Here is a 24106-nt window from a genome sequence, read left to right on the forward strand (position 1 = left end):
AATTAATCGCAAAAAAAAGGGCTCGAAGCCCTTTCTTTCCATAAGTTAGCAATTTAAATTTAATTTTTTAGATTTTATAGAATCTAATCAATCTTTAATATCTACCCAACCACCATAGACGAATGTTTTGGTTTTATATATTTCATCTCGATTTACTAATCTCTGTCTGCTTAATTTACCTTCCATATTTCCTTCTGAGTACTCGATTTCATAAGGTGGTTCTACTTCAAGCGCAAATGTCTTTTCAACTTCAATATGTTTTTGATACCTTCCGTCTGATAGTTTTACTATATCCATCGGCAATTCTTCGGTATTCTTTTGAGCTTCTTTGGATTGGGCTTCAAATGCAGCGGCTACTTCTTTGTATTCCTTATCTTGGATCCAACCTCCGAATTTGTAGGTTTTGATATTTTTGTCGTAATCAATATCTACAAACTTCTGTCTTGAAAGTTTTCCTTCGAATTCTCCTTCTTTATATGGAATTTCGTCCAATATTTCTCCATCCATTTTGAAGCTTTTCGTAGTAGTTATATATTTTTCGTGTTTTTCTACATCGGAAAAGCTTAAACTTTTCTTATTCTTACTTTCTCCCTTTGCTGATATATAAGCAGGCACTGAAAATACTAATAGCAAGGCAAGAAAAATTATAAACTTTTTATTTTTCATTTTACCCTCCTATGCTAACTTGTTAATGTAATTATATATCTTTTTTTCTTTTTTGCAAATTATTTCATAAAAAAACTACCCTTTGTGGGTAGTTTGTTATGCTTCAAGCACTAATTTTTAGTTTTATCTTTACAGATTATTTTCTTTTTATTTTGCTCCATGTCATTAAAACTGCTGGTAGAACAACATATCCTACTATCATAGATATTATTGCAAACATATTTGCATGTGTTTGTCCGCTGTCATCTACTGTTGTAAATTGTCCAACCCAGTTGAATTTATATAGTAGCACAAGGGTAAGTCCTAGGGCTATTATAGGTATTATTACATCTGTTGCGAAGTTTCTCTTTACATTTGGCATTACTTCTTCTTTTTGTTTTCCATAGTAGAACATGATTATTGATATTGGTACAATTACGAATTGTATAAATCTTGATATTGAACTTATAATCATGATGCTAGCCATATTGAATTTGAATGCTAGTGGTATTACTACTGCTATGGTTATGGTTGTTAAGAATGATGCTATTGGGAATCCATTTTCTGTTCTCTTTGAGAATATCTTAGGTACTTGTCCTTGGTTTGACATAGATTCTAGGATACGTGGTGTTCCAAATGATGCTGCCACGTTGATACCGAACATTGATACCAATGCTCCGCCTATTATAAGATTTCTTATAATTCTATTTGAAAATACATCTGCAAGGGCTACTACTTCTTTAGATGTTACTAATGCTTCTGGGTTTATAGCCATTGCTATTCCAACGATTCCCATATATATTACTGCTATTATTCCAATTGCTAGTGGAATTGCTCTTGGTAGATTCTTTTCTGGTTCTTCCATGTCTTCTGATGCAGATGCGACACTTTCAAATCCTGTGAATGCATAGAATGCTGCTATTACTGCTGTTACCCATCCTGTTATATCTAGGTTTGATCCTAGCACTTGTCCTGCATCGTCTGTTAGGTTGTTTATTGCAGAGTAATTATTTTCTCCTAGGAATAGTACCATTACTAGTCCTACTATGATGGTGGTTACTAGTGCACCTACCTTACCTATGGTCGATAGGTTATTTATGATTTCGAATACTCTAGTTCCTAGTAGGTTTATGATCATAAGGATACCCATAAGTACCATAAATCCGATGGTTACTGTGGTTAGACTTTCGTAGTTAAGTCCAAATATTTTTAATACTGTTTTAACTACTGCTGTTCCCATTACACCCCAAGCTATGCCTGCGGCTACATATCTGGTTATACCTACATAGTATCCAAGGTCATCTCCAAATGCAGCTTTTGTGTAGGCGTAGGCTGCTCCCCCTTTAGATACATATTTTGCTGCTGCTGCAAATGTAACTGCTAAAACTGCTGAGAATATTGCTGCTAGCGCATATACCATAAGCGCTTTATTCCCTGATTTTGCAACAACTGAACCTGGTGATAAGAATATACCTGTTCCTATAATTGAATTGATTGTAAGTAGTACAATCGAATAGAATCCTAATTTTTTCTTCATGTTATCTCCTTATTTTTTTGCTTCTTCTACAAGTCTATTGAAGATTCCTTGCATACTTTCCATTACCATGTGTAACATTTCCGGATGGAATTGAACTCCTAGTAAGAATCTGTAATTTCTGTCTTCAACTGCTTCTATTATTCCATCTGGTGCTTTTGCTACTACTCTTAGACCTTCTCCAACTCTGTCTATTGCTTGGTGATGGAATGAGTTTACCATTAGATCTGTTTCTTTTAGAATTTCGTAAAGATGTGATTCTTCTTCCACTGATATTCTATGAGTAGGTAGGTTTGTGGTATGTCCTTGACTGTGTTTTAAATAGTTTAGTCCTGAGTAGGACAAATCTTGGAATAGATTTCCGCCGTAGGCTACGTTTATGATTTGAACTCCTCTACAGATGCCTAGGATTGGGATATTTTTTTCTTTAGCTTTTTTCAAAAGGCTTAGATCGAATCTATCCCTTCTTGGAACAACCACTCCTAGTTTTGGCATTGGGTCTTCTCCATAGAATTCTGGGCTGACATCTTGTCCTCCAGTTAAAATAAGTGCATCTATTGAAGAGATATATCTATCTATTACTTCTTCATCTTCTGTCATAGGTAGTACAATAGGTACTCCTCCAGCGTTTATAACTCCTGATATATAATCTTCGTTTACATATACTTTTTTATATCCTAAAAACATTTCTTTGTCGATTAGAAAGTTTCCAGATACTCCTATAATTGGTTTATTCATGCGTGCTCCTTTCTTAGTGTCTTGAATTGCAGTGTTTTTATTTTAACATAATATTTAATCTATTTAAATAATTTCGTTAAAATTTTTTCAAAAAAATTTCACAAAGCAAAAATTTTTTATCACATGTATTCTTTTTAATTCCACAGAATTTTTTTGAATTTAGATTAGAGGTTTATTTACATAAATTAAGGTATAAAAAAGCCCAGAAAATTTCTGGGTTCATATTATAACTAAATTTATTATTTACTTATGAGTGCAACTATGTATGGTCCTGCTATATCTACGATTATATAGAATAAGATCAAGGCTCTTAAATTTTGAAATACCAATTTTTCTACTTCATCTCTGTAATTTCTCTTGCCTTCTTCGTCGTCTCTTTTTATTTCTTGAAGTTTCACCTTGTTGTACTTATAAAGAGATATTAGCCAAGCTACAAATATTATTTCTCTCATATTGCTCCTCTATTCCAAAGATTATAAAAAACCCCTCCATCCTTATTCCGGATTTTGGGGTTCAGGTCATCGTGCCGCTGTAATTTATTTGCCTAATGCTTCGTCGATTTTCGCTTTGTCAAATCCTACGATTTCTTCGTCGCCGATTACTACTACAGGTACTCCTGTGTATCCCATCTTCATTAGTTCTTGTCTTGCAGCTTTATCTGTTTGTACATTTTTTTCTTCATATTCTAATCCTTTTTCTGCTAGGTATTCTTTAGCCATTACGCAGTAAGGACATGTACTTGATGTGTAAACTTTTATTTTTTCCATTATTTACCTCCATTTTTTTCTTCTATAACTCAATATACCCAATAATTTTTATTTTATTCAATGTTTATGGGACGCGTGTTCATATCCTCCTTCAAATAGTGAAAGAACGTGGTCGTCGTCTAATGAGTAATAGCTCTTTCTGCCAACTTTTCTTACTTTTATAAGGTCTCTACTCTTTAGAATTGCAAGTTGGTGAGAGATGGAAGATTGAGTCATTTCAAGTGTTTCTGAAATATCTGTTACACATAGTTCTCCCATGGATAGGGTGTAGATTATTCTAAGTCTAGTAGGATCTGCAAGTACTTTGAAAATTCCAGATAGATGATTCAATACTTTTTCATCTCTGGTAAATTTGTCTACTTCTTCTTTTATTTTTTCTAAGTCCATTTTTCTCCTCTATTCCTTTTAATCTTCTATTTTTGGAAAGTTTATCGATAGCACCATGAATTCCTCTGGGCTTAGGGTCTCTCCTCTTCTGTTTGCGTCTATTCCCGATATTTTCAGTGCTTCTGCTATTTCTGTCTTGGTTATATTTTTAAATCCATAGGTGGATAGGGCGTTTAGAATGGTTTTTCTTCTTTTGCTAAATGCGCCTCTTACCACTCTAAATAGTTTGTCTTTGTCTATGTCTTCTCTATGTTTTTTAATTTCTAGTTTTACTACCGCTGAGTCCACGTTTGGCTTAGGCATAAATACTGATTTCGGCACGCTGAATAGGTATTTTGGCTCTGCGTAGTAGTTTATAAACACTGATAGTGAGCCGTAGTCCTTGGTGCCTGCCTCTGCCGCAAATCTATTCGCCACTTCTTTTTGCACCATCACCGTTATGGATTCTACTTCTAGATCCGATTCTAAAATCTTCGTGATGATCGGAGTAGTTACATAGTATGGCAGGTTCGCCACCACTTTTATCGGTCCCTTTAGATAGGATTTTATCTCCTCTGTATCCAGTCTTAAAAAGTCGTCGTAGATTATTTTTACCCTGTCGTAGTTTAGAGTTTTTTTGTGGATGTCCACCAAGTTTTTGTCGATTTCCACCGCCAACACATTTGCTCCGCGAAGGAGGAGTTCTTCTGTAAGTGTGCCAACTCCTGGACCGATTTCCAGTACGTTTGAGCCTTCTTCCACTCCTGCTCCGTCGGCGATGCGCCTAACTATATTTCCATCTATTAAAAAATTCTGTCCCAAACTTTTGGTAAATCTAAATCCAAATTCTTCTAGGATTTGTACCAGTACGGAGGGTTTAAATAGTCTATCCATTTTTTCTTACCTCTTCAAGTTTTTCTAGCAATTCTTCTTCTTTTATCTTAAATGAGTTGAGTCTTTTCAAAAATATCTTTGCGTTTGCGTGACCGATGCCCAGTGCTTCTCCGAGTTTTTCCCTAAGCATTGAAGATTCTTTGGAACCGGTGAGACCAAGTCTTACAAGATCTCTATTGTCGTAGATTTCTTCGTACTCTTCTCTCAATGGTTTTGCTCGGCTTATTGCTTCTCTTATATCTTCTGGCTTTGCGTTTTCGACGCCGATGTTGCCGTCCTTTTCTCCTTTTTTTCTAGGAAGATAGGCGTGCTTCGCTCCGGGCACTGCTCTTTCTATATCTCTTCTGATCTTTTCTCCCGTGTGATCCGGGTCTGTGAAGATGATTATGCCCCTTCTCTTTTGAAGTTCTTTTAGGGTATTTAGAAGTTTCTTACCGAATCCAAAGCCGTGGGTGGTTATTACTTCTGCATCCACTGCTGCTTTTACCGCAGTTACATCATCTTTTCCTTCTACAACTATGACTTCCTTTATCATATGCCGTAAAACTCCTTGGTATTTTTTGAAGTTTGTTCAATGACTTCTTCTACATTTATACCCCTTAGACCCGCAATTTCTTCTGCCACATATTTTACAAACATAGGCTCGTTTCTCTTGCCCCTTAGTGGTACCGGAGCCATGTATGGTGAGTCGGTTTCAAGTAGAAGTCTATCTAGCGGCACTTCCTTTGCAACTTCTTTTGGAGTTACGGAATTTTTAAAGGTCACAGCACCACCAAGTGCTATATAGAATCCGAGTTTCATATACTCCCTCATCATTTCCACAGAGCTTGAGTAGCAATGGATGAGCACCTTCATGTCCAGATATTTTTCGTGAGCTTCTTTTAAGATGTCGAAGGTGTCCTTGTGGGCGTCTCTAGAGTGGATCACTATTGGAAGATTTAATTTCGACGCAAGTTCTATTTGCTTCTCAAACACTTCCCTTTGAATATCCCTAGGAGAGTTGTCGTAGTAATAGTCGAGACCAATCTCTCCTATCGCCACTACCTTTTTATTTTTAGCAAGTTCTATAAGTTCCTTTTCAATTTCATCGTCATAGCTACTTGCATCATGAGGATGGATGCCCACCACCGCATATATATTTTCATATTTATCCGCAAGATCCACAGAATTTCTAGAACTTACAATGTCTGCACCTATATTAAACACATATTCTATGCCGTGCTTTTCTAAATTTTTTATCAAAGAATCTCTATCTAGATCGAATTTCGGATCGTCTAAATGAGCGTGAGAATCTATCATCAATTAACCACTGCTCCATCTGGGATATCTTCCATTACAGTTGCAAGGGAAAGTTTGCCGTCTTCAGTTTGTGCAGCCATTAGCATTCCGTGAGATTCCACACCTCTGAACTTCTTAGGTTCAAGATTTGTAATTACAAGGATCTTCTTTCCTGTTAATTCTTCTTTTGTGTAATGGCTCTTGATATTTGAAACGATAACTCTTCTTTCGTCGCCAAGCTTTAGATTTAAAACGTAGAGTCTATCTGCGTTTGGATGGTCCTCAACAGATTCAACAAGAGCTACCTTTATCTTTACTTTACCAAAATCGTCAATGGTAATTGGTGCAGCTTCATCTTCTTTTGCTTCCTCAACTTTTTTCGCTTCAGGTTTCTTGCCACCAGCCTTTGCAATCCATTCTTCAAGATCTTTTTCTCGTTTATCTGCAAGAGCCTTATTTTCAGCGTCTAGCTTCTTGATTTCTTCTTGGATATCAAGTCTTGGGAAGATTACATCACCTTTAGTAACCTTTGCTCCACTTGCAAGAAGTCCAAATTCGCTAGCATCTTCAAGTTTGATTTCACCTTCAATGCCAAGTTGTCTTCTAATTTCTTTGGCGGTGTTGGTTAAGAATGGGCTGATCAAAATTGATACTATTCTTAGAGATTCAGCAAGATTGTATAGAACATTGTTTAGTTCGTCCTTCTTAGCTTCGTCTTTTGCAAGGATCCAAGGAGTAGTTTCGTCAACGTACTTGTTGCCACGTCTAACCAAGGTCCATATAGCTTCTAGAGCATCGGAGAATTGGTAAGTTTCCATAGCCTTTTCAACCTTAGAACGGATAGAAGTTGCAAGTTCGATTAAGCTATCGTCAAATTCAGTCTTAGCATCAGTCTTTTCGATTACGCCGTCGTTGTACTTTATAATCATGGAAACAGTTCTTGAAACTAAGTTTCCTAAGTCGTTTGCAAGGTCAGAGTTAAGTCTTGCCATGAATTTTTCCTTGGTGAAACTTCCGTCAGAACCGAAAGAAAATTCTCTTAATAAGAAGTATTTAAGAGCGTCAACACCGTAAAGTTTGATAATTGGTTCAGGATAAACTACGTTACCTTTTGATTTACTCATCTTGTCATTGTCAAATAGAATCCAACCATGACCGAATACTTGCTTAGGAAGAGGCATATCAAGTGCCATTAAGATTGCAGGCCAAATAATAGTATGGAATCTCATGATTTCCTTACCAACTAGATGTACATCAGCAGGCCAAAATTCATTAAATTGTTCGTCATTCCAACCGTAGCCAAGACCAGTCAAGTAGCATGAAAGAGCATCGATCCATACATATACGATGTGATTATCATCGAAAGGAACCTTAACTCCCCATTTAAAAGAACTTCTAGAAACAGATAGATCGTCAAGACCACCTTCGAGGAAGTTCTTAACCATTTCATTCTTTCTTGATTCTGGAACGATAAACTCAGGATGTTCGTTATAAAGCTCGATGAGCTTGTCTCTATACTTTGAAAGTCTGAAGAAATAAGCTTCTTCCTTAGCAAGGTGAGTTTCTCTACCGCAGTCAGGACAGGTGTGACCTTCCCCAAGTTGAGACTCAGTCCAGAAAGATTCGCAAGGAGTGCAGTAGTATCCTTCGTATTCAGACTTGTAAATTTCGCCCTTGTCATAAAGCTTTTGAAAGATGTTTTGCACATTTTTTTCGTGAATTTCATCGGTAGATCTGATGAAATAATCATAATCGATGTCCATAGTCTTCCAAAGAGCCTTTATATTATCCACGATATGATCGATGTATTCCTTTGGTTCCATGCCATATTCGTGAGCTTTTTGCATAAGTTTTTGACCGTGTTCGTCGGAACCAGTAGTGAAGTAAACGTCGTAGCCTTGAAGAATCTTGAACTTTTTAAGTGCGTCCGCCGCAACGGTACAATAGGTGTGACCAATGTGTAAATTGTCACTAGGATAGTAAATAGGTGTGGTTAAATAATATTTTTTACTCATAATTCCTCCCTTTTATCTGTAAAATAAAAAAATCCTCCGCTAGAGACGAAGGATCGTGGTACCACTCTAATTTGTCTAAAAGACCTCTAAAAATATAACGGTTTCAGCCGCCCTTTCGGGATAAAGTGAATCCATGTTCAGCAAATCATCCTTAGGTCTTCCACCAAATGACCATTCTCTGTAAAGAATAGAAAAGCTTACTCAAAACACTGTAAATTTTAAATATTCTAGAAACATTATACATTAAAGGCGGATTTATTGCAATATGTGGGTTTTTAACGTGAAGTAACTTAATAGAGATAATTGAAGGAAGACAGTCGCCCTGAGCGAACGAAGTGAGTCGAACGGGTATAACCCTGGTGAGGTAAGACATATATGATCCCCGTAGCGAAAGCTAACAGCTTCCACAGCCGGGCAGTCGAGTTCTACAAATCAGCCTTTATTTCATTCGGCTTCTTTGGAACTATGCACAAGACCTGCAACGAAATCGGAGATTTCGGCTAGGGCTTCGAAGGATCTCTTAAAAAGAAAATCCATTGAGTTAACTTGACCATCAGAGGTTATACCCATTCGACTCGGAAATAAATTTCCTCGCTCAGGGTGACGACCACCTATAAAATTCATTTAAAAGATAACCTTCTGGAGCACAGTCACCCTGAGCGGAAGAGCCGCAAGGCTCTGGAGTCGAACGGGTATAACTTCTGAAGGTCAAATAATTGCAAATAAAAATACTAATTAATACTGATTAATTCTCATGCTATCTGGATAGCATCTGTTTTAATATTTATTTAAATTTTAAAATTCTTTTCCATTGTGAATGAAAAAAACCCGCCACAATAAATAAAATTCATCTTCACAAAAAACTATGGAAAGTATACTTGACATTTGTTATGAAAATAATTATACTATATGTAAAGTTAACTTGTCATTTGATGGGAGGTAATTAAATGTGAAAAATAGACTTGAAGAAATTAGAAAAAGTCGAGGAATTACTCAAGAAGAACTGGCAAATATCCTTGAAGTGTCAAGGCAGACCATCGGTTCTCTAGAGAATGGAAGGTATAATCCTTCAATTATTTTAGCTTTTAAAATTGCTAAATTTTTTAAATTGACAATTGAAGACATTTTTATTTATGAGGAGGAAGAAAATGAATAGAAACAAAAATATTTTAAGAGATTTTATGCTAGTATTTTTAGGATTAGCATTAGTTTTAACCGGACTTTATCTTCACAAAAGCATCGATAGTGTAAATAAGACAGTCCTTGCTATTCCGTATTTATTTATCGGTATTGGATGTGGAGTTTTCGGACATTTCATGGGAAATATAATTAAATATTTCTCTACAAAAAATAACAAAGAGTTAATAAGACAACTTGAAATCGATAAGAATGACGAAAGAAACGTATTGATTGCAGAAAAGTCCAAGGCAAAAGCCTACGACTTAATGACCTATCTCTTTGCAGCCATGCTTATTATGTTTTCATTGATGGGTGTTGATAAGTTGCAAATAATAATACTAGTTGCAATCTATCTTTCTATACAAATATATGCAGTCTTTTGGCGTTCTAAATTTGAAAAAGAAATGTAAATGGAGGAGTTAAAAATGAACAAAAAAATAATATTGATAGTTTTAGTCATTGTATCTCTTGGGCTTTCAATTTATGGCTACATGGTTTTGCCAGAAACGGTAACTGTGCAAATAGATATGTCTGGAAATCCATCTAACTTTTATCCTAAAGCTTTAGCTATAGCATCACAATTATTATTATCCATCGGCGGCGGTATCGGATATTATTTTTCTAAAGAAAAAGAAAAGAAGTTTCTCGTCCTATCTATCGGTGGGATTATAATTTCAGTCATTACATTGGTTTATAATGTTTAAGTTTACTTATAAATTTACGAACAGCAAGTCAGTTGATTTGCTGTTTTTTTGTGGGATGCTCTACGTAGAGCATGATAGCTATTATGAATTTTATTTTGTTGAACTCGACTGCCTCTCAGGGTGACTGTAGTTGCATGATCTTTAAAACCTTTCAAAAAATAAAAAAAATGGGGCTTTTACGCCCCACGCTAGTTTTATTAATCTAATTTTGTTTCTAATATTTTTTCTTTGTTGTTTTTCGCATGTTTTAATACGAATACTACGTATAGTATTGCTAAAACTGCTCCTACTACATAAGATCCAGTGTATGACATTGGGTCTATTGCAGGATTCCATTTTGATAGGAATCTTTCTTCTAGTCCTAATCCTATCTTCATGTGTGAAATATAGGAGAATACTATAAATGTGTAGAAGATTCCTGGGATCAATGGCATAATCCATTTCTTTCCATTTACATAGAGGTAAACTGTTGCTACTCCTAGTGCAAATAGTGCTACGAATTGGTTAGTAAATCCGAAGTATCTCCATAGTAGGTTGAATCCTCCTGGACTTGATTTTGCAAAGTATAGGATTCCAAATGCTGGGATAAATATTGCTAGTGAGATAGAGATTCTCTTTGCCCAGCTTCTTTGTTCGATTCCTAGTTCGTCTGCAATTATAAGTCTTAGTGCTCTGAATGCGGTGTCTCCAGATGTAATAGGTAGTACTATAACTCCTACTACTGCTAGCATACCACCGATGTTACCCATGAATGCACGTGATACTTCTCCTACCATTGCTGTTGCGCCTGTGTCAAGTGGTGCTGTTCCATTTGAGAATAGAACCATTGCTCCACCTGCCCAGCACATAGCTATGAATCCTTCCATAACCATTGCCCAGTAGAATACGAATTTACCTTCTTTTTCATGTCTTACTGTTCTAGAAATAAGTGTTGATTGAGATCCGTGGAAACCTGATAGTATACCGCAGGCTACTGTTACAAAGAATGCAGGGATGAACTTTTGTCCACCTGGATGCTTAGCTAGTAGTCCTTGTCCTTCAAATGCAAGGTGTCCTGATCCTTTAGTAATAATACCAAAGAAGATTCCAACTGCTGAGATAATTAGGAATGCTCCAAATAGTGGATAAATCCTACCGATAATAGCATCTATTGGGAATAGTGTTGCTATTATATAGTATAAGAAGATACATGCGTAGATGATCCAAATTACGCTTCCACTTGGGTCTTTTCCAAGAATATCTTTTGCGATTAAGTCTCCAGGAGTGTATACGAATACTACCCCTGTTAGTAGTAGTAGGATACCTATTACTACGTTGTAGAATTTTCTAGTATTATTGCCTAAATATTTACTTACAAGTTTAGGGATTTGTGCTCCCCCGTTTCTCATGGAAATCATACCGTTGAAGTAGTCATGAGCTGAACCACCGATTATGTTTCCGATAGGTATTGCAATAAATGCAATAGGTCCAAATAGAATACCTTGGATAGGTCCAAGTACAGGTCCTGTACCTGCAATGTTTAATAATTCTATAAGGAAGTTTTTGTTTTTGCTCATTCCGACAAAGTCCATACCGTCTGCTTTTGCAATTGCTGGTGTTTCTCTATCGTCTGGTTCTATTTGTCTTTCACATAGATTAGAGTAGAAATATCCACCTACAAACAATATGACAAGTCCGATTAAAAATAATGTCATAATTACACCTCTTAATATTAAACTAGCTATCTTTATAGTATCACTATACAGTTCTAAATGCAATCGTTTAACTGGGTAAATCGTCGCATTTTGTGATAATCATGTTATCAATTTAACAAAATAAAAGCTTCCTCTAAAGTATACCGTTATAGACGATTTTTTACTTTTTAGGAAGCTTTATAATTTTTATTATTTATTTAAACTATTCTAATTTATTTATTTTTTTCTTTTTTTACTAGGAACTCATCTATTTCATCGACTTTTAAAACAAATGTAAATATGAAGTAGACTGCTCCTGCTATCGCAAGGGCTATTAAAAATCCGAGTTTATCTCCAAAACGAGATGCTGCAAATTTAAAACTTATTGCTGATGCTGCGCCCATAGCTGCAGATGAAACTAATATCTTTATGATATTTACAAAGGTCTTTCTATCTATGAGGCTTCCCACCTTTTTCTTAAGTGGTAGGATAAGTAAAATTCCTCCGAGAATAAATGATACAGATGTTGCTAGTGCCAGTCCTTCCACTCCTCTACTCTTAACCAAGATTAGTGAGAGTATCGCGTTTATAACTACCATTAAGACAGAGTTTATAACTGGAGTCTTTGAGTCATCTAAGGTATAAAACACCCTTGATATTATTTCTCGAAGCCCGATTCCTATTAGTCCTATGGCGTATAGGGCAAGTACTGGTTTGGTTTTCATTGCGTCTTCAACGGTGAACTTACCACCGACAAATAGTATCTCAACTATCGGTCCTGCAAATATAAATAGTCCAACCGTAGCAGGAATCACTAGAAACATAATGGTTGAAAGTCCCATTAATGTAGATTTTTTTAGATCTTCATAATTATTTAGGGATGCGTGTCTTGCCATTTGTGGGTACACAGCTGTTATTACAGATGTAATTACTATGCCTGTCACGAATCCTTGAATCTTATATGCGTAGTTTAGAATTGAGACTCCGCTTTCGATATCTGATGCGAGAGCCTTTGAAATCATAAAATTAAGTTCAATTACAGAGGTAGACACGATGATTGGAAGGATCATGCTCATCATCATCTTTAGATGTGGATCCTTGAAATCGATCAAAATTCTATGTCTGTATCCTTCCTTTTTTAAATAAGGAAAGAAGATTATATATTGGAAAATAAATGAAATCAAAATTCCAATTCCGAGGTAGTTGTAGCCGTTTTTGTAGGCGAAGTACATAAATCCCATCATCAGTAGGTTTTGCAAAATTGCATGAACTACCGAAACTACAAATCTTCTCTTAATCTGTAAGTATGCCTTAAACACGCTCATCATCGAAGTTACTGAAAGTGATAGAAGTCCCATCCTCGTCATAAAGATGCTAAGGCTTAGCTTTTCTCCTTCGAATCCTGGCGCCATCAAAACCACAAGTTGTTTTGCAAAAATCACAAGTATTATAGAAATAATCCCTGTAATTAAAAATATTAAATTTGTAAAGCTAGCTGTGAATCTATCGGCGTAGTCCTTGTCATTTTTTTCTATGGCTTGGTTGTACATGGGGATAAATCCATTGGCAGTTGCACCGCTTATGACATTGGTAAACGCCATAGGAATTTGAAAAGCAATCAAAAATGCATCCGCCACCACGGAAAGTCCAAAGAAGTATGCAAGGGTCTTCTCCCTCAAAAGTCCAAATACCTTTGAAATTATAGTTACGATCATTAATATATATGAAGTTCTCATTTTATCTCCTTTAATCTCTGTCTATCTATTATACCATTTTAAAATTAGAAATAAAAAATAGATGAGATTTTTTTGGATTCTAGTATGAAAAATCTAAAAAGAACCTAAATTTTATTATTCAGGTTCATTTTGTTTTCTATACTTACTAGGACTAAGTCCTGTGAAATCTTTGAATGCTCTGTTGAAGTTAGATGGGTTCTGAAAATTTAGATCATTGCTTATTTCTAGTATGGATTTATCCGTGTTTAGAAGCAAGTCCTCTGAATATATTAGTTTTAATCTTTGGATATACTTCATCGGCGTGTATTGGAAGGATCTTGTGAACTTTGTGTTTAGAGTAGATTTTGATATTTTAAATTTTTTCGCTAGATGATCTAAGTTTAGATTTTTATCCAGGTTTTCTTTCATATATTGCTCTACTTCTTCCATTAGTTTATCCCCTCCTGCCGTGAAATAATTGGTCTTACTTGGATTTATGCCAACTTTTCCTATTCTATATATGAGTTCCAAGGATTTTAATTTTATAAGCAGCATATCTTTTTCTTTAAGCGCTTGGATCAGTTCATTTGCAAGTTTTACCAAATCTTCGTTTTTAATGGCACATCCCATGTCTTTTACATTTTTAAATTTATATATAAATTCTCCGATGTATGGAAAGTATGGGGAATTTTTATCCAAGATTTTATCTGCTATTACTATGTTAAATGCAGTGGTTCGATGGCTTGTGGTGGAAGAAAATTTTGAATTTGGTATTGATTTTCCTACGAAAATTTCATTTGTAGTTATGAGGACCTTGGTATTATTTATGTAGGTGAAATGATTGCCTTCATAGCAGTATCCTATCCTATAGCCTCTGTTCCCATCCGTCGAAGAATTATTAGCATTGTATTTCTTCTTTAGACTGATGTAGAGTACAAAGACCCCCGGAAATATTTCGTAAGAGGTCATCTTATTTTCAGGGCTTTCTAAGCCTATATAATTTATAATTCTAGGATCCTCTGTGGGAAATTCTTCGAACCCCCAGGATTTAAGTCTATTTTCTTTCATACAAACTCCACTATATTTTCCTTCGAATTTTTTATAAATTCATAGTCATGACTTATGACGATTATGGTCTTTCCTTCATCTTTCATCTCTTTTAATATGTCTATTAGTCTTTTCATATTTTCAAAACACAGTCCAGATGTAGGTTCGTCGAGCACCACGATTTCCTTTGGACTTGCCATTGCTAGTCCCAGAGCGAGTCTTTGTTTTTCTCCTCCAGATAACTTCTGTGGGTGGCTTTCTCTCCTATTCCAGAGTTCTAGTTTCTTTAATATTTCTTCAATCTTTTTTTCGTCATCTGTTACTATCTTCATCTCCGTTAAAACGGATTCTGTAAATAGCTGGTAGTTGACATCCTGCATCACTAGAGAAATATAGTCTCCATGGTTTTTTATTCTTTTATTTTTGTAAAATACTTCGCCTTTTTGCTTCTTATTAAGACCGCAAAGATTTCTTATAAATGAAGATTTGCCAATTCCATTTGCTCCTATTATGAAATATATCCCCGGATCAAAGCTCATTGAAAAATCAAATAGCTTTGGATTTTTTTCATATTGGCAGGTAAAATCTCTACATACAAGTGATTTTTCTTCATCGAAACTGTGGTCGAATAGGTTCTTTACTTCGTAGCTTTTACTTGTAAGTTCTTCTTTTTCTATGTCTTTAAGGGTTCTAAGTCTGTGCTTTTCAAGTATTTCTTCTGAGATTCTATCTTTACTATAGGATAAAATTTTCCGATTTTCAATTATAAGTAGTCTGTCCATTATTTCTTTTAAATAGTAAAGCCTGTGCTCAGCGATGATTATTATCTTGCCCAAGGATTTTAAAACCTCTAGGCAGTGGGTCAATTTTTCTATGGATTCTCTGTCTAAGGATGCGGATGGTTCGTCGAAAATATATATTTCATTGTCCATAACCGCCACAGAATTTATAGCTATTAGTTGTTTCTGCCCTCCAGATAGTTTGAATAAATCCTTGCCTAAAAGATCCTGACTATTTAGTAGTTTTGAAAAATATTCTATCTTTTCATAAATTTTCTCCCTAGAAACATTCCTGTTTTCTAGTGCAAATGCGATTTCGTCTAGGGAATTAATGGCGTAGAATTGATTTTTTGGATTTTGAAAGACTGTTGAGATGAATTTTGATCTGTCGGTTATATCCATCTTCAAAATACTTTCTTCATCAAATAAAAGATCCCCTTCCATCTTTGCCTTGTCAACTTCTGGTATAATTCCATTTATAGTCTTGATTAGAGATGATTTACCACATCCAGATCTGCCTGTGATGACATTTATAGATCCCTTTTCAAATTTTAAATTTATATCTTCAAGTATTCTATTTTCTCCCTCATCTTCTTTGAATGAAAGTGAGAAATTCTTAAATTCTAGCATATTTTTATCCTTATAAATAATATTATTATACAAATTCCGAAACTAAGTAGGACATAGTCCGCCGTTTTAAGCCTTGCACTTGATATGGAAGACCTCTCTTTATTCATTTTCATGCCTCTTGTCATGGCAGATATTGCAACATTGTCCGCTGTTTGAGATACAATCATAAGTAATGGCACAAATCTATATTCCAGTATCTTCGCTGGATTTTTAAAGAAATTTTTCATCGTAAGTCCATGCATGTACATAGCTTCCCCGATGATTTTGTAATCTTCTTTTATAGAATAGAAAAATCTAAACATGACAGAAATTGGTATGATTATGTAGTCTGGAAATTTGATTTTCTTTAGAGAATATACTAGATCGCTCATCTTTGTAGTTGAAACGGTGTAGTAACCCATCATCACTCCCGGAAGTATTCTAAGTATTATTCCGCAGTAGAGATTAAAAACCATCCCTAAATAAGAATTTGGATACTTGGATGCTACTATCTGTCCTACTACCGCTATCCCAGTATAAAAAAGTCCCTTACCAATAAGGGACCATTTTTTATCTAGGATTGCAAGTAGGTATGGAAATATAGCTAACAAAATTCCAAGGTATTTATAATTCATACCGATGGAGCCTTCTGTGGCAGATAATCCTATGATGATTGTCAAAAATAATTTTGTCCTAAAATCAATTTTCATTAAGCCATTCCCGCTTTTTTAAAATGTTTATTTAAGATTTTAATTCCAATGGTACATCCTATATATCCACCGAGCATACCTAGTAGAACTATAGGTATAAAGGACCAGTTTGGCATAACAGATAACATTTTTTCTGCATATTCAGCCCCATAATTTCTATCGATTAAGGATTGTACAAAGGCATCTCTAGCAAAATAAATTGGTATTAAATTTACAGCTGCAAACATCATAAAGACTGTATAGGTTAGTCTTGCAGTTTTTATTGATTTATAGCCTCCCTTTTTTAATATCATCTCACAAATTAAGGATAAGGCAACTATTGCAGAAAAAACTATTGCACCATGACCTGACATTGAAAATGCAAGTCCAGATACTATTCCCATAATTAAGACCATTCCAAATTTATCTATCTTTGTTGAATAAAGCATAAATACAGGTCCTGAAACTAAACCGCAGGCAAATGGAACTAGTGGCATAAGTACAGGTATAAAACCTATCATACCTCCACACCAGGTTGCCATTACAGTTAATAGTGAAAATACTCCTGCATTTATTAAATCTCGAATTCCAAATTTATTCATTTTTTCCTCCTTAATATATAAATTCTTCAGATTTTTTAGATGATTCAATCATCTTTTGGTAGGTTTTGCTACTTTTTATAAGTTCATCGTGTTTTCCAAAATCTTCTATCTTCCCATCTTTCATAACTATGATTTGATCTACATTTCTGATGGATTTCATCCTATGGGAAACTATCATCACCGTCTTATTTTTAATTAATTTATTTAGAGATTCTTGGATATATTTTTCATTTTCCACATCAAGTGATGCCGCAATTTCATCTAGTAGGATTATTTCTGCATCCTTTAAAAATGCTCTTGCTATGGATATTCTCTGTCTTTCACCACCAGATAAGTTAGAACCATTTTCGCCGATTTCCGTATCGTATCCATTCTCAAGTTTCTTTACAAACTCGTCACAGCTAGCGAGCTTTGCAGCTTCTAGCACTTCTTCGTCACTTGCAGTAGGTCTGCCGAGCCTTATATTTTCCATTACAGAACCGTTAAATAAAATTACATCTTGGAACACCATGGAAATATGTTTAAATAAATCTTCTGTTCTCGATTTATTTATTTCTTTTTTATCAATTAAGATTTCTCCTCTGTCATAATCATAGAGCCTTGCCACCAATTTTATTAAAGTGGACTTCCCACAACCAGATGGACCAACAAGAGCAGTAGTTTTTCCCTGCAAAGCCTTAAATGAAATATTATCTATGACTTTTTTATCATCGAGATAAGAAAATTCTACATTTTTTCCTTCTATATCAAATGATTTAAATTCCGTTTCTCTTCCCGGTTGGATTTCTTCTGATCTAAGTGCCTTTATCTTTTCTATTGGAGAATCCATGTACATTAACTCTCCATAAAATTGGTTAAAGGCAGCAACTCCATCAATTAATCTTGCTGAAGCAAATAGGTAGCCTGCAAAATACAAGATATTTATTTCTCCATTTATCAAGCTATTTAATCCAACATATATTGCAAGGGCTAGGGATAAGTTTGCCACAACCGTTGCAGAAACAATGGGGATAACTTGTCCCAGTTCTGACTTAATGTGTTTCTTTTCTAAGGACCTAACAAAGTCAATGCCACTTTTTTCCTTTTCTTCAGTCAAATTGTAGGATTTGATTTCAGTGGATAGATCTATTAGTTCTTGGAACATCTTCGAAGACTTTCTCTGTTCTTTGTAGTAGGTCGCCGTCGCCTTCTTTTGGATTTTGGTGGAAGTCAAATTCAAAATAGCAGAAATATAAATTGGAGCTATAACTGCAAGACCAAGCTTTACATTTCCAATTAGCAACAAAATGGAAATAATAACTAGGTTTATTATAAAGCCATAAAAACCTGAAACTGCATGAGAAAGACCATGCTCCATTGCCTCAACATCCTTCATAATCGTTTGAGAAAAATCAGTTAAATCTCTTTTTGAATAGAAACTAAGGGGAAGGTCCTTTATAATTTCAGAAAGTTCAATCCTTAAATTTGCAGATTCTTTATAGGTTTCATTATAGGTTGTGATGTAATCTTTATTTATTACGAAAATCATTATAAGGGCAATTACTATATATGCAATGACAGAAATCTTAAGATTAAACTCTCCCAGACCCAAGAGACCTTGCATTACATACATAAGAAGAAACATAGGAAGCATGTAGGATAGACTCTTTAAGGCAGAATATTTAGTTGCAACGATGGTTCCTTCTGCACCCTTGTCTGTAAGTGCAAATCTATCTTTTAAATAGTTCTTCATAGATCAACCCTCCATTCATTTGCTTCATTGTACATTTCAATAAACTTCTTATATCTGCTATCTTCCTTCATAAGTTCATCGTGGCTTCCTCTCTCTAGAATTTTTCCATCTTCTACCAGTAGAATTTCGTCCACTCCACGAATCGAAGAAAGTCTATGAGCAATCATAATTGCCGTCCTATCTTTTATAAGCTCCTTAAATGCAATCTGTAATTCATATTCATTTTCCGGATCTGCAGCTGCAGAAGCTTCATCAAGGATAATTATTTTTGGATCTTTCAAAAATATTCTCGCAATGGAGATTCTCTGTTTCTCGCCACCAGATAGATTTATCCCTTCAGCACCTATTATCGCATCGTACTTGTCTTTGAACTTATCTATAAAGTCATCACAGCGGGCAAGCTTTAAGGCTTTGTAGACCTCTTCATCATCTGCATCTTTATTTGCGAGTTTTACATTTTCAAAAATCGAAATTCCTTGGAATAGTTTAGGATTTTGAAAAACTATACCGATATTTTTCATCAAGCTTTCTCCATCGTAGGAAGAAATATTTCTGTCGCCGATTAAAATTTCTCCAGAATCCACAGGATATAGTCCAGAGATTAACTTAGCAATGGTAGACTTACCAGATCCAGAGCTACCTACAAGAGCATATACTTTGTTCTCGTCAAGATTTAAAGAAAAATTATGTAAAATCTTATTCTTGTCATCGTATGAAAAATCAACATTTTTAAAGATTATATTCTTCTTTTGTAAATCTTTTTGTGTACCAAAAACTATTTCTTTTTCTTTCATCTCTGTGAACAGATTTTCAAGATTATCTACAGCAGAGTTAGCTTGAAAAACATACATGGAAACATACATAATCTTCATTAGATCTACGAAAAATAATCCCATAAATAAAGTGAAAAATAGAATTTTTGCTGACCAGATATTAGGATCTTGTCCTTTTGAAACCATAAATATCGCTAGAAAGACTGGCGTGATTATAAAAATATTTAAAAGCCATTGGAAAAGGACATAGGGAATCCTGCAGGACATCGAATATTTGTAGACCATGTCCTTATAGACCATGATTGAGTCGTAAAGTTTTGTAAAACCGATAAGTGGCGTGTTGAAGATCTTCACCACTGGCATTCCTCTTACATATTCCACAGCCCCAGCATTCATTTCATCTAGCTTCTCCATGTACTTCTTCATAAATGATTGGTCTCCTATCATTTTGTAGAGTAAGTACATACTGAGTAGAATGATGATTACAAAAAATATTCCAAGATAGATGTCAATTGCAAAGGTCAAGGCTATCATAAGTATAGGAGTTAAAGCTGCCATAGTTTGATCTGTTATGAGGTGAGCCACAATCATATGTGTTTGTTCCACATTGTTGTCGATTATCTTTCTTACCTCACCAGAGTTATGGGTGTCAAAAAAAGTATTTGAAGCCCTAAGTAGATGCCTAAGTCCTTTTTCACGAAGCCTAGTTTCAAGCCTAAATCCAGCTAAGTGACTCATCCATGTCCCGCCAAAGTAGAAGATACTACAGCTGGCAAAGAGAACTAGAATTTTTATAGAGAAAATCTTAAGGTTCATTAGATCTTCTCCACAAAATACATCTCTAAGCAAGATCCAGATTAAATAATAAGCATAAAACTGTAATAAATTTCCAACTGCAGCTAGCATCGCCGCAAGTATTCCATGGATTTTTCTTTCAGGCATATAGGAAAATAATTTCTTATAAAGTTTCATATTAACCTTCTTTCTATGTGCTATTTGATAATTAATATTAATATATCTTCTTTTTTTTCTATTGTCTAGTCAAAAAAAATTATTCTGTCAAAAATTTCAAATAAAATATGATTGTCTTTAAATTTTTGTAACAAAAAAGACGATAGATTTCTACCGTCTTATTTCCAATTAATTTTTAAAATTTGGATATTATTCTATTTTAAAATCTCAATTATTTCTTCTTGAGCTGCCTTGCCTTCTGGAAAGAAGGTCAGAAGTGGATAGCAGTGGCAGAGACCTTCGCCTAGATGCATCTTGTAAGGCACTTTGTACTTGTCGTAACTATCTGCAAATGACTTTGCAAAGGCGTAGATTACTTCGTGAGTTCCATAATAAAAATGGGTCATCGGGAAGTTTGAAAAATCTCCTGCCGGTCCATAGATCATGTATTCGGGAATATCTTCTCCTTTTGTGGATATGTGTTCAACATTGTACAAGTAGTCCGGTGCGATTATCGCATCCTTGTCCCGCAAATCTTCCGCCATTTTCTTTTCTCTCTCAGTGCGAAAGACCGCTCCAGGGGACACGGCTACGATTAATTTAGGCATAGGCAAGTTGCCAACATCATTGTTATATAGAAGCACCCCCAACGCATTTACCGCTCCAGAAGAAAATCCTATAAAAGAAATATTCTCTTCTGAATAATATTTAAGCATATTTTCGTAGGTCTTGTAGAGAAATTCATAGGTCACCTTGATGGAGTTGTCTATGCAAAGCGGATAGTAGGAGAACCACACATCTTTTTTCGTTTCCTTTGCGAGCCTCTTTACAAATTTCAAATCCCTTTTGTCTGGGCAGGTTATATTTCCTCCACCATAAAGAAATAGAATGGCACTACCTGCTTTTTCTTCGTTATTCTTGACGATTAGATTCTTGTATCCGTCGATTTCTTCTACCTCGTAGATAAAATCTCTGTCCGTCGGCACGGTAAATGGATGTTTTGCGTTCGCCTTTCTCGCGTAGTTTAAAATTTTATCTTCCGGAAGTAAGAATAGCTTCTTTGCTCCAGATAGTTTGACCAATGTTTCTGCGAACTTATATGTAAAACTCATACTACTTCCTCCCTTTAAACTTTGATAATTATTATTAAATAATTATATTGCAAAATTTTTTCACCGTCAATAATCTGTGTTTATCTTTAAGCTTCAGTCCTAAAAATTTATAAAATAAAAAACTGCCACAATTGTAGCAGTTTATTTTTATTCGATTTCTATTTAATCTCTTCTTATTACTTCTACCATATATCCGTCTGGGCATGTTACGAAGTAGTATCTTGGTTTTTCTCCTTATTTAAATACGTCTCTTTCTTCCATTTCTTTTATTTCTTCGTCGGTGTAGTTAAGTGATTTCAATATCTTTTCTGTGTCTATACCGATTTCTTTACCTGGATGATCGTAGATGGCAGGTGTTTTGTAAAGTTTTATTGGGTTTGCAAATTGTTTGTTCGTTGTGTTTTTAACTTTGAACTCGATTACCATTCCCCTGCCCTTTGTATGTGGATCTTCTAGCACTTCTTTTAAGTTTAAGACTCCTTCTACGCAGGCATCTAGTCCGTTAAAGATATCCATCCATTCTTTAAAAGTCTTTTCTTTTATTCTACTTTTGATTTCTTCTTTTATAGAAGCGTCGTAGGCGGATTTATCTTTTAGATCTTCTCTATCTATTGCCTTTGTAAATATTTGCCAAAACTTAGGTTCAAGACTTCCTACTGAGATAAATCTATCATCCTTTGTTCTGTAGAAATCATAGCAAGAGCCTCCGTTTAAGAAGTCTCCCTCAGGCGTTGGAAGTGCTCCTCCTCCCAAGTATCCATTTCCGTATAGAGAGTTAAGTGGGATCAGTCCATCCATCATGGAGATGTCGATGTATTGTCCCTTGCCTGTTTTAGTTTTATAATTTAGAGCAAGAAGTATTCCTATTATTGCGTTACTTGCACCACTTGCAAGGTCACCTAGCTGGGTTGAGTATAGCACTGGTCCTTCTTCTTTTCTGCCTGAAGATGCCAAGATTCCTGACTTAGCCAAGAAATTTATATCGTGACCTGCTCTATTTGCCATCGGTCCATCCTGTCCGTATCCAGTGATTGAGCAGTAGATTATTTCTGGGTTCACTTTTTTTATATCTTCGTAAGAAAGTCCCAAGGATTTCATTACTCCTGGACGAAATTGTTCTACCACTACATCCGCATCTTTTGCAAGCTCTTTTACTATTTCCACCGCTTCCTTGGATTTTAAGTTAAGTGATATGGTGGATTTATTTCTGTTTAACCAGAGTTGATTCTGTGATATCCCTTCCACTTTTGGTTCTGCTTCCAAAACTAAATCGTGTTTGGATTTTGAGCTTATTTTTATAACTTCTGCTCCAAAATCTGCAAGCACCATGGTTGCATATGGTCCTGGCAAAAGAGTTGTGAAGTCTAGAATCTTTACATTTTCCAGTGCTTTCAATTTATCTTTTCTCCTTCGTATTCGTCGATGCTTCCTAGACTGTGAACATTTGTGTATCCTAGCTTAGTTAGTGCTTTTGCACCTTTGTCTGAGTCTTCCTTAGTTCCTGAGTAGACGTAGATATTTTGTTCTTTGTCTAGTAGATTTGTTTGGCTTAGCTCTTCTATTTTTTCAAATGGAATGGAGATTGCCCCTTCAATATGACCTTCGTTATAGCTGTCTATGTCCCTTAGGTCAACTATTACCATGGAGATATCTTCTAGAAGATATTCTTTTAGGTCGTTGATATTCTTTTCGTCAACGGCTATATCTTCATCTTCGTTTTCTGGATTTTCTTTTTCTTCTACTATGGTATTTTTATTTGTATCTTTGTTTTCGCTTATATTTTTGTAAAATAAGTATCCTAAGAATCCTAGTGCTGCAATAAGTATTACTATCAATATGTTTTTTAGTGCTTTCATCTTTTCCTCCTTGTGTTTTTTGGAGCGCCTAAGAGGGATTGAACCTCCGACTTTCAGTTTCGGAAACTGACGCTCTATCCACTGAGCTATAGGCGCTTATAAAAAAAACGGGCGTAAAACCCGTTTAATTCTCTTAGTCAAGAAGTTTTGAAACAACTCCTGATGCTACTGTTCTTCCACCTTCACGGATTGCGAATCTTAGTCCTTCGTCCATTGCGATTGGTGTGATTAGTTCTACTTTGAATGTTGCGTTATCTCCTGGCATTACCATTTCTACTGATTCTGGTAGTTGGATGTCGCCTGTTACGTCTGTGGTTCTGAAGTAGAATTGTGGTCTGTAGCCGTTGAAGAATGGGGTATGTCTTCCACCTTCTTCTTTTGTTAGTACGTATACTTCTGCTTCGAAGCTTTTGTGTGGGTGAATTGTTCCTGGTGCTGCTAGTACTTG

At 35.3% G+C, this 24106-nt stretch carries 25 protein-coding genes and 1 tRNA gene; 3 read left to right on the forward strand and 23 right to left on the reverse strand.

Translation table 11 applies throughout. From position 1 onward, the window contains the following. Positions 1–87: 87 nt before the first annotated feature. The 10 genes from HMPREF9225_RS01065 to metG form a co-directional block, all read right to left on the reverse strand. Positions 88–666 carry a hypothetical protein gene (locus HMPREF9225_RS01065; RefSeq protein ID WP_008901066.1) on the reverse strand — a complete coding sequence of 193 codons (579 nt, stop codon included), beginning with the start codon at positions 664–666 and terminating at the stop codon, positions 88–90. Positions 667–802: 136 nt separating this feature from the next. Next, positions 803–2182, reverse strand: coding sequence for an APC family permease (locus HMPREF9225_RS01070; RefSeq protein WP_008901067.1), 1380 nt, complete (start codon positions 2180–2182; stop codon positions 803–805). A gap of 9 nt (positions 2183–2191) precedes the next feature. Beyond that, a complete protein-coding gene (locus HMPREF9225_RS01075) occupies positions 2192–2917 on the reverse strand; it encodes a gamma-glutamyl-gamma-aminobutyrate hydrolase family protein (protein ID WP_008901068.1) in 726 nt (241 codons plus the stop codon). 239 nt (positions 2918–3156) lie between these two features. Further along, positions 3157–3369, reverse strand: coding sequence for a hypothetical protein (locus HMPREF9225_RS01080; RefSeq protein WP_008901069.1), 213 nt, complete (start codon positions 3367–3369; stop codon positions 3157–3159). 84 nt (positions 3370–3453) lie between these two features. Then, positions 3454–3684 (reverse strand): glutaredoxin family protein, encoded by a 231-nt coding sequence (locus tag HMPREF9225_RS01085; protein ID WP_008901070.1) that lies wholly within the window; start codon positions 3682–3684, stop codon positions 3454–3456. Between the two features lie 57 nt (positions 3685–3741). Beyond that, on the reverse strand, positions 3742–4071 hold the full coding sequence (locus HMPREF9225_RS01090; RefSeq protein ID WP_008901071.1) for an ArsR/SmtB family transcription factor: 330 nt from the start codon (positions 4069–4071) through the stop codon (positions 3742–3744). 18 nt (positions 4072–4089) lie between these two features. Next, the gene (gene rsmA / locus HMPREF9225_RS01095; RefSeq protein ID WP_008901072.1) at positions 4090–4944 is read right to left on the reverse strand and encodes a 16S rRNA (adenine(1518)-N(6)/adenine(1519)-N(6))-dimethyltransferase RsmA; all 855 of its coding nucleotides are present in this window, start codon (positions 4942–4944) and stop codon (positions 4090–4092) included. Continuing rightward, on the reverse strand, positions 4937–5479 hold the full coding sequence (rnmV, locus tag HMPREF9225_RS01100) for a ribonuclease M5 (RefSeq protein ID WP_008901073.1): 543 nt from the start codon (positions 5477–5479) through the stop codon (positions 4937–4939). The genes rsmA and rnmV overlap by 8 nt, the downstream gene beginning before the upstream one ends. Beyond that, positions 5476–6243 (reverse strand): TatD family hydrolase, encoded by a 768-nt coding sequence (locus HMPREF9225_RS01105; RefSeq protein ID WP_008901074.1) that lies wholly within the window; start codon positions 6241–6243, stop codon positions 5476–5478. The genes rnmV and HMPREF9225_RS01105 overlap by 4 nt, the downstream gene beginning before the upstream one ends. After that, on the reverse strand, positions 6243–8237 hold the full coding sequence (gene metG, locus HMPREF9225_RS01110; protein WP_008901075.1) for a methionine--tRNA ligase: 1995 nt from the start codon (positions 8235–8237) through the stop codon (positions 6243–6245). Before metG ends, HMPREF9225_RS01105 begins: the two co-directional genes overlap by 1 nt. A 949-nt stretch (positions 8238–9186) precedes the next feature. On the opposite strand from metG, the gene HMPREF9225_RS01120 reads away from it, so the two are divergent. Genes HMPREF9225_RS01120 through HMPREF9225_RS01130 form a run of 3 tightly spaced genes read left to right on the forward strand, consistent with a single transcriptional unit; the run spans position 9187 to position 10120 of the window. Then, the gene (locus HMPREF9225_RS01120; RefSeq protein WP_008901077.1) at positions 9187–9393 is read left to right on the forward strand and encodes a helix-turn-helix transcriptional regulator; all 207 of its coding nucleotides are present in this window, start codon (positions 9187–9189) and stop codon (positions 9391–9393) included. Next, complete coding sequence (locus tag HMPREF9225_RS01125; protein WP_008901078.1) at positions 9386–9826, forward strand: hypothetical protein; 441 nt, start codon at positions 9386–9388, stop codon at positions 9824–9826. The genes HMPREF9225_RS01120 and HMPREF9225_RS01125 overlap by 8 nt, the downstream gene beginning before the upstream one ends. A 15-nt stretch (positions 9827–9841) precedes the next feature. Beyond that, the gene (locus HMPREF9225_RS01130) at positions 9842–10120 is read left to right on the forward strand and encodes a hypothetical protein (RefSeq protein ID WP_040551253.1); all 279 of its coding nucleotides are present in this window, start codon (positions 9842–9844) and stop codon (positions 10118–10120) included. A gap of 197 nt (positions 10121–10317) precedes the next feature. Here HMPREF9225_RS01130 and HMPREF9225_RS01135 read toward each other — a convergent pair whose 3' ends face one another. The 13 genes from HMPREF9225_RS01135 to HMPREF9225_RS01195 all read right to left on the reverse strand — a co-directional run. Continuing rightward, positions 10318–11814, reverse strand: a complete 1497-nt coding sequence (locus HMPREF9225_RS01135; RefSeq protein ID WP_008901080.1) for a carbon starvation CstA family protein — start codon at positions 11812–11814, stop codon at positions 10318–10320. A 212-nt stretch (positions 11815–12026) separates the two neighbouring features. Beyond that, positions 12027–13529 carry a murein biosynthesis integral membrane protein MurJ gene (murJ, locus tag HMPREF9225_RS01140; RefSeq protein ID WP_008901081.1) on the reverse strand — a complete coding sequence of 501 codons (1503 nt, stop codon included), beginning with the start codon at positions 13527–13529 and terminating at the stop codon, positions 12027–12029. Between the two features lie 114 nt (positions 13530–13643). Next, complete coding sequence (locus HMPREF9225_RS01145; RefSeq protein WP_008901082.1) at positions 13644–14576, reverse strand: helix-turn-helix domain-containing protein; 933 nt, start codon at positions 14574–14576, stop codon at positions 13644–13646. After that, positions 14573–15964: an ATP-binding cassette domain-containing protein gene (locus HMPREF9225_RS01150; protein ID WP_040551254.1), complete on the reverse strand. Its 1392-nt coding sequence runs from the start codon at positions 15962–15964 to the stop codon at positions 14573–14575. The genes HMPREF9225_RS01145 and HMPREF9225_RS01150 overlap by 4 nt, the downstream gene beginning before the upstream one ends. Then, positions 15958–16653, reverse strand: a complete 696-nt coding sequence (locus HMPREF9225_RS01155) for an energy-coupling factor transporter transmembrane component T (protein WP_008901084.1) — start codon at positions 16651–16653, stop codon at positions 15958–15960. The genes HMPREF9225_RS01150 and HMPREF9225_RS01155 overlap by 7 nt, the downstream gene beginning before the upstream one ends. Continuing rightward, the gene (locus HMPREF9225_RS01160; protein ID WP_040551255.1) at positions 16653–17234 is read right to left on the reverse strand and encodes an MptD family putative ECF transporter S component; all 582 of its coding nucleotides are present in this window, start codon (positions 17232–17234) and stop codon (positions 16653–16655) included. Before HMPREF9225_RS01160 ends, HMPREF9225_RS01155 begins: the two co-directional genes overlap by 1 nt. 10 nt (positions 17235–17244) lie before the next feature. After that, positions 17245–18966, reverse strand: a complete 1722-nt coding sequence (locus HMPREF9225_RS01165; protein WP_008901086.1) for an ABC transporter ATP-binding protein — start codon at positions 18964–18966, stop codon at positions 17245–17247. Next, a complete protein-coding gene (locus tag HMPREF9225_RS01170) occupies positions 18963–20711 on the reverse strand; it encodes an ABC transporter ATP-binding protein (RefSeq protein WP_008901087.1) in 1749 nt (582 codons plus the stop codon). The genes HMPREF9225_RS01165 and HMPREF9225_RS01170 overlap by 4 nt, the downstream gene beginning before the upstream one ends. Before the next feature lie 194 nt (positions 20712–20905). Further along, positions 20906–21802, reverse strand: a complete 897-nt coding sequence (locus HMPREF9225_RS01175; protein WP_008901088.1) for an alpha/beta hydrolase — start codon at positions 21800–21802, stop codon at positions 20906–20908. Positions 21803–22036: 234 nt separating this feature from the next. Continuing rightward, on the reverse strand, positions 22037–23197 hold the full coding sequence (locus HMPREF9225_RS01180) for a CaiB/BaiF CoA transferase family protein (protein WP_008901089.1): 1161 nt from the start codon (positions 23195–23197) through the stop codon (positions 22037–22039). After that, complete coding sequence (locus tag HMPREF9225_RS09715; RefSeq protein ID WP_008901090.1) at positions 23194–23658, reverse strand: rhodanese-like domain-containing protein; 465 nt, start codon at positions 23656–23658, stop codon at positions 23194–23196. Before HMPREF9225_RS09715 ends, HMPREF9225_RS01180 begins: the two co-directional genes overlap by 4 nt. A 20-nt stretch (positions 23659–23678) precedes the next feature. Continuing rightward, positions 23679–23754 (reverse strand) — tRNA-Arg (locus HMPREF9225_RS01190). Positions 23755–23791: 37 nt separating this feature from the next. After that, on the reverse strand, positions 23792–24106 hold a 315-nt coding region (locus HMPREF9225_RS01195; RefSeq protein WP_008901091.1), incomplete at its 5' end, for an EF-Tu C-terminal domain-related protein.

Origin of the sequence: Peptoniphilus duerdenii ATCC BAA-1640 (genome assembly GCF_000146345.1) — a bacterium.
GTDB lineage: Bacteria > Bacillota > Clostridia > Tissierellales > Peptoniphilaceae > Peptoniphilus_B > Peptoniphilus_B duerdenii.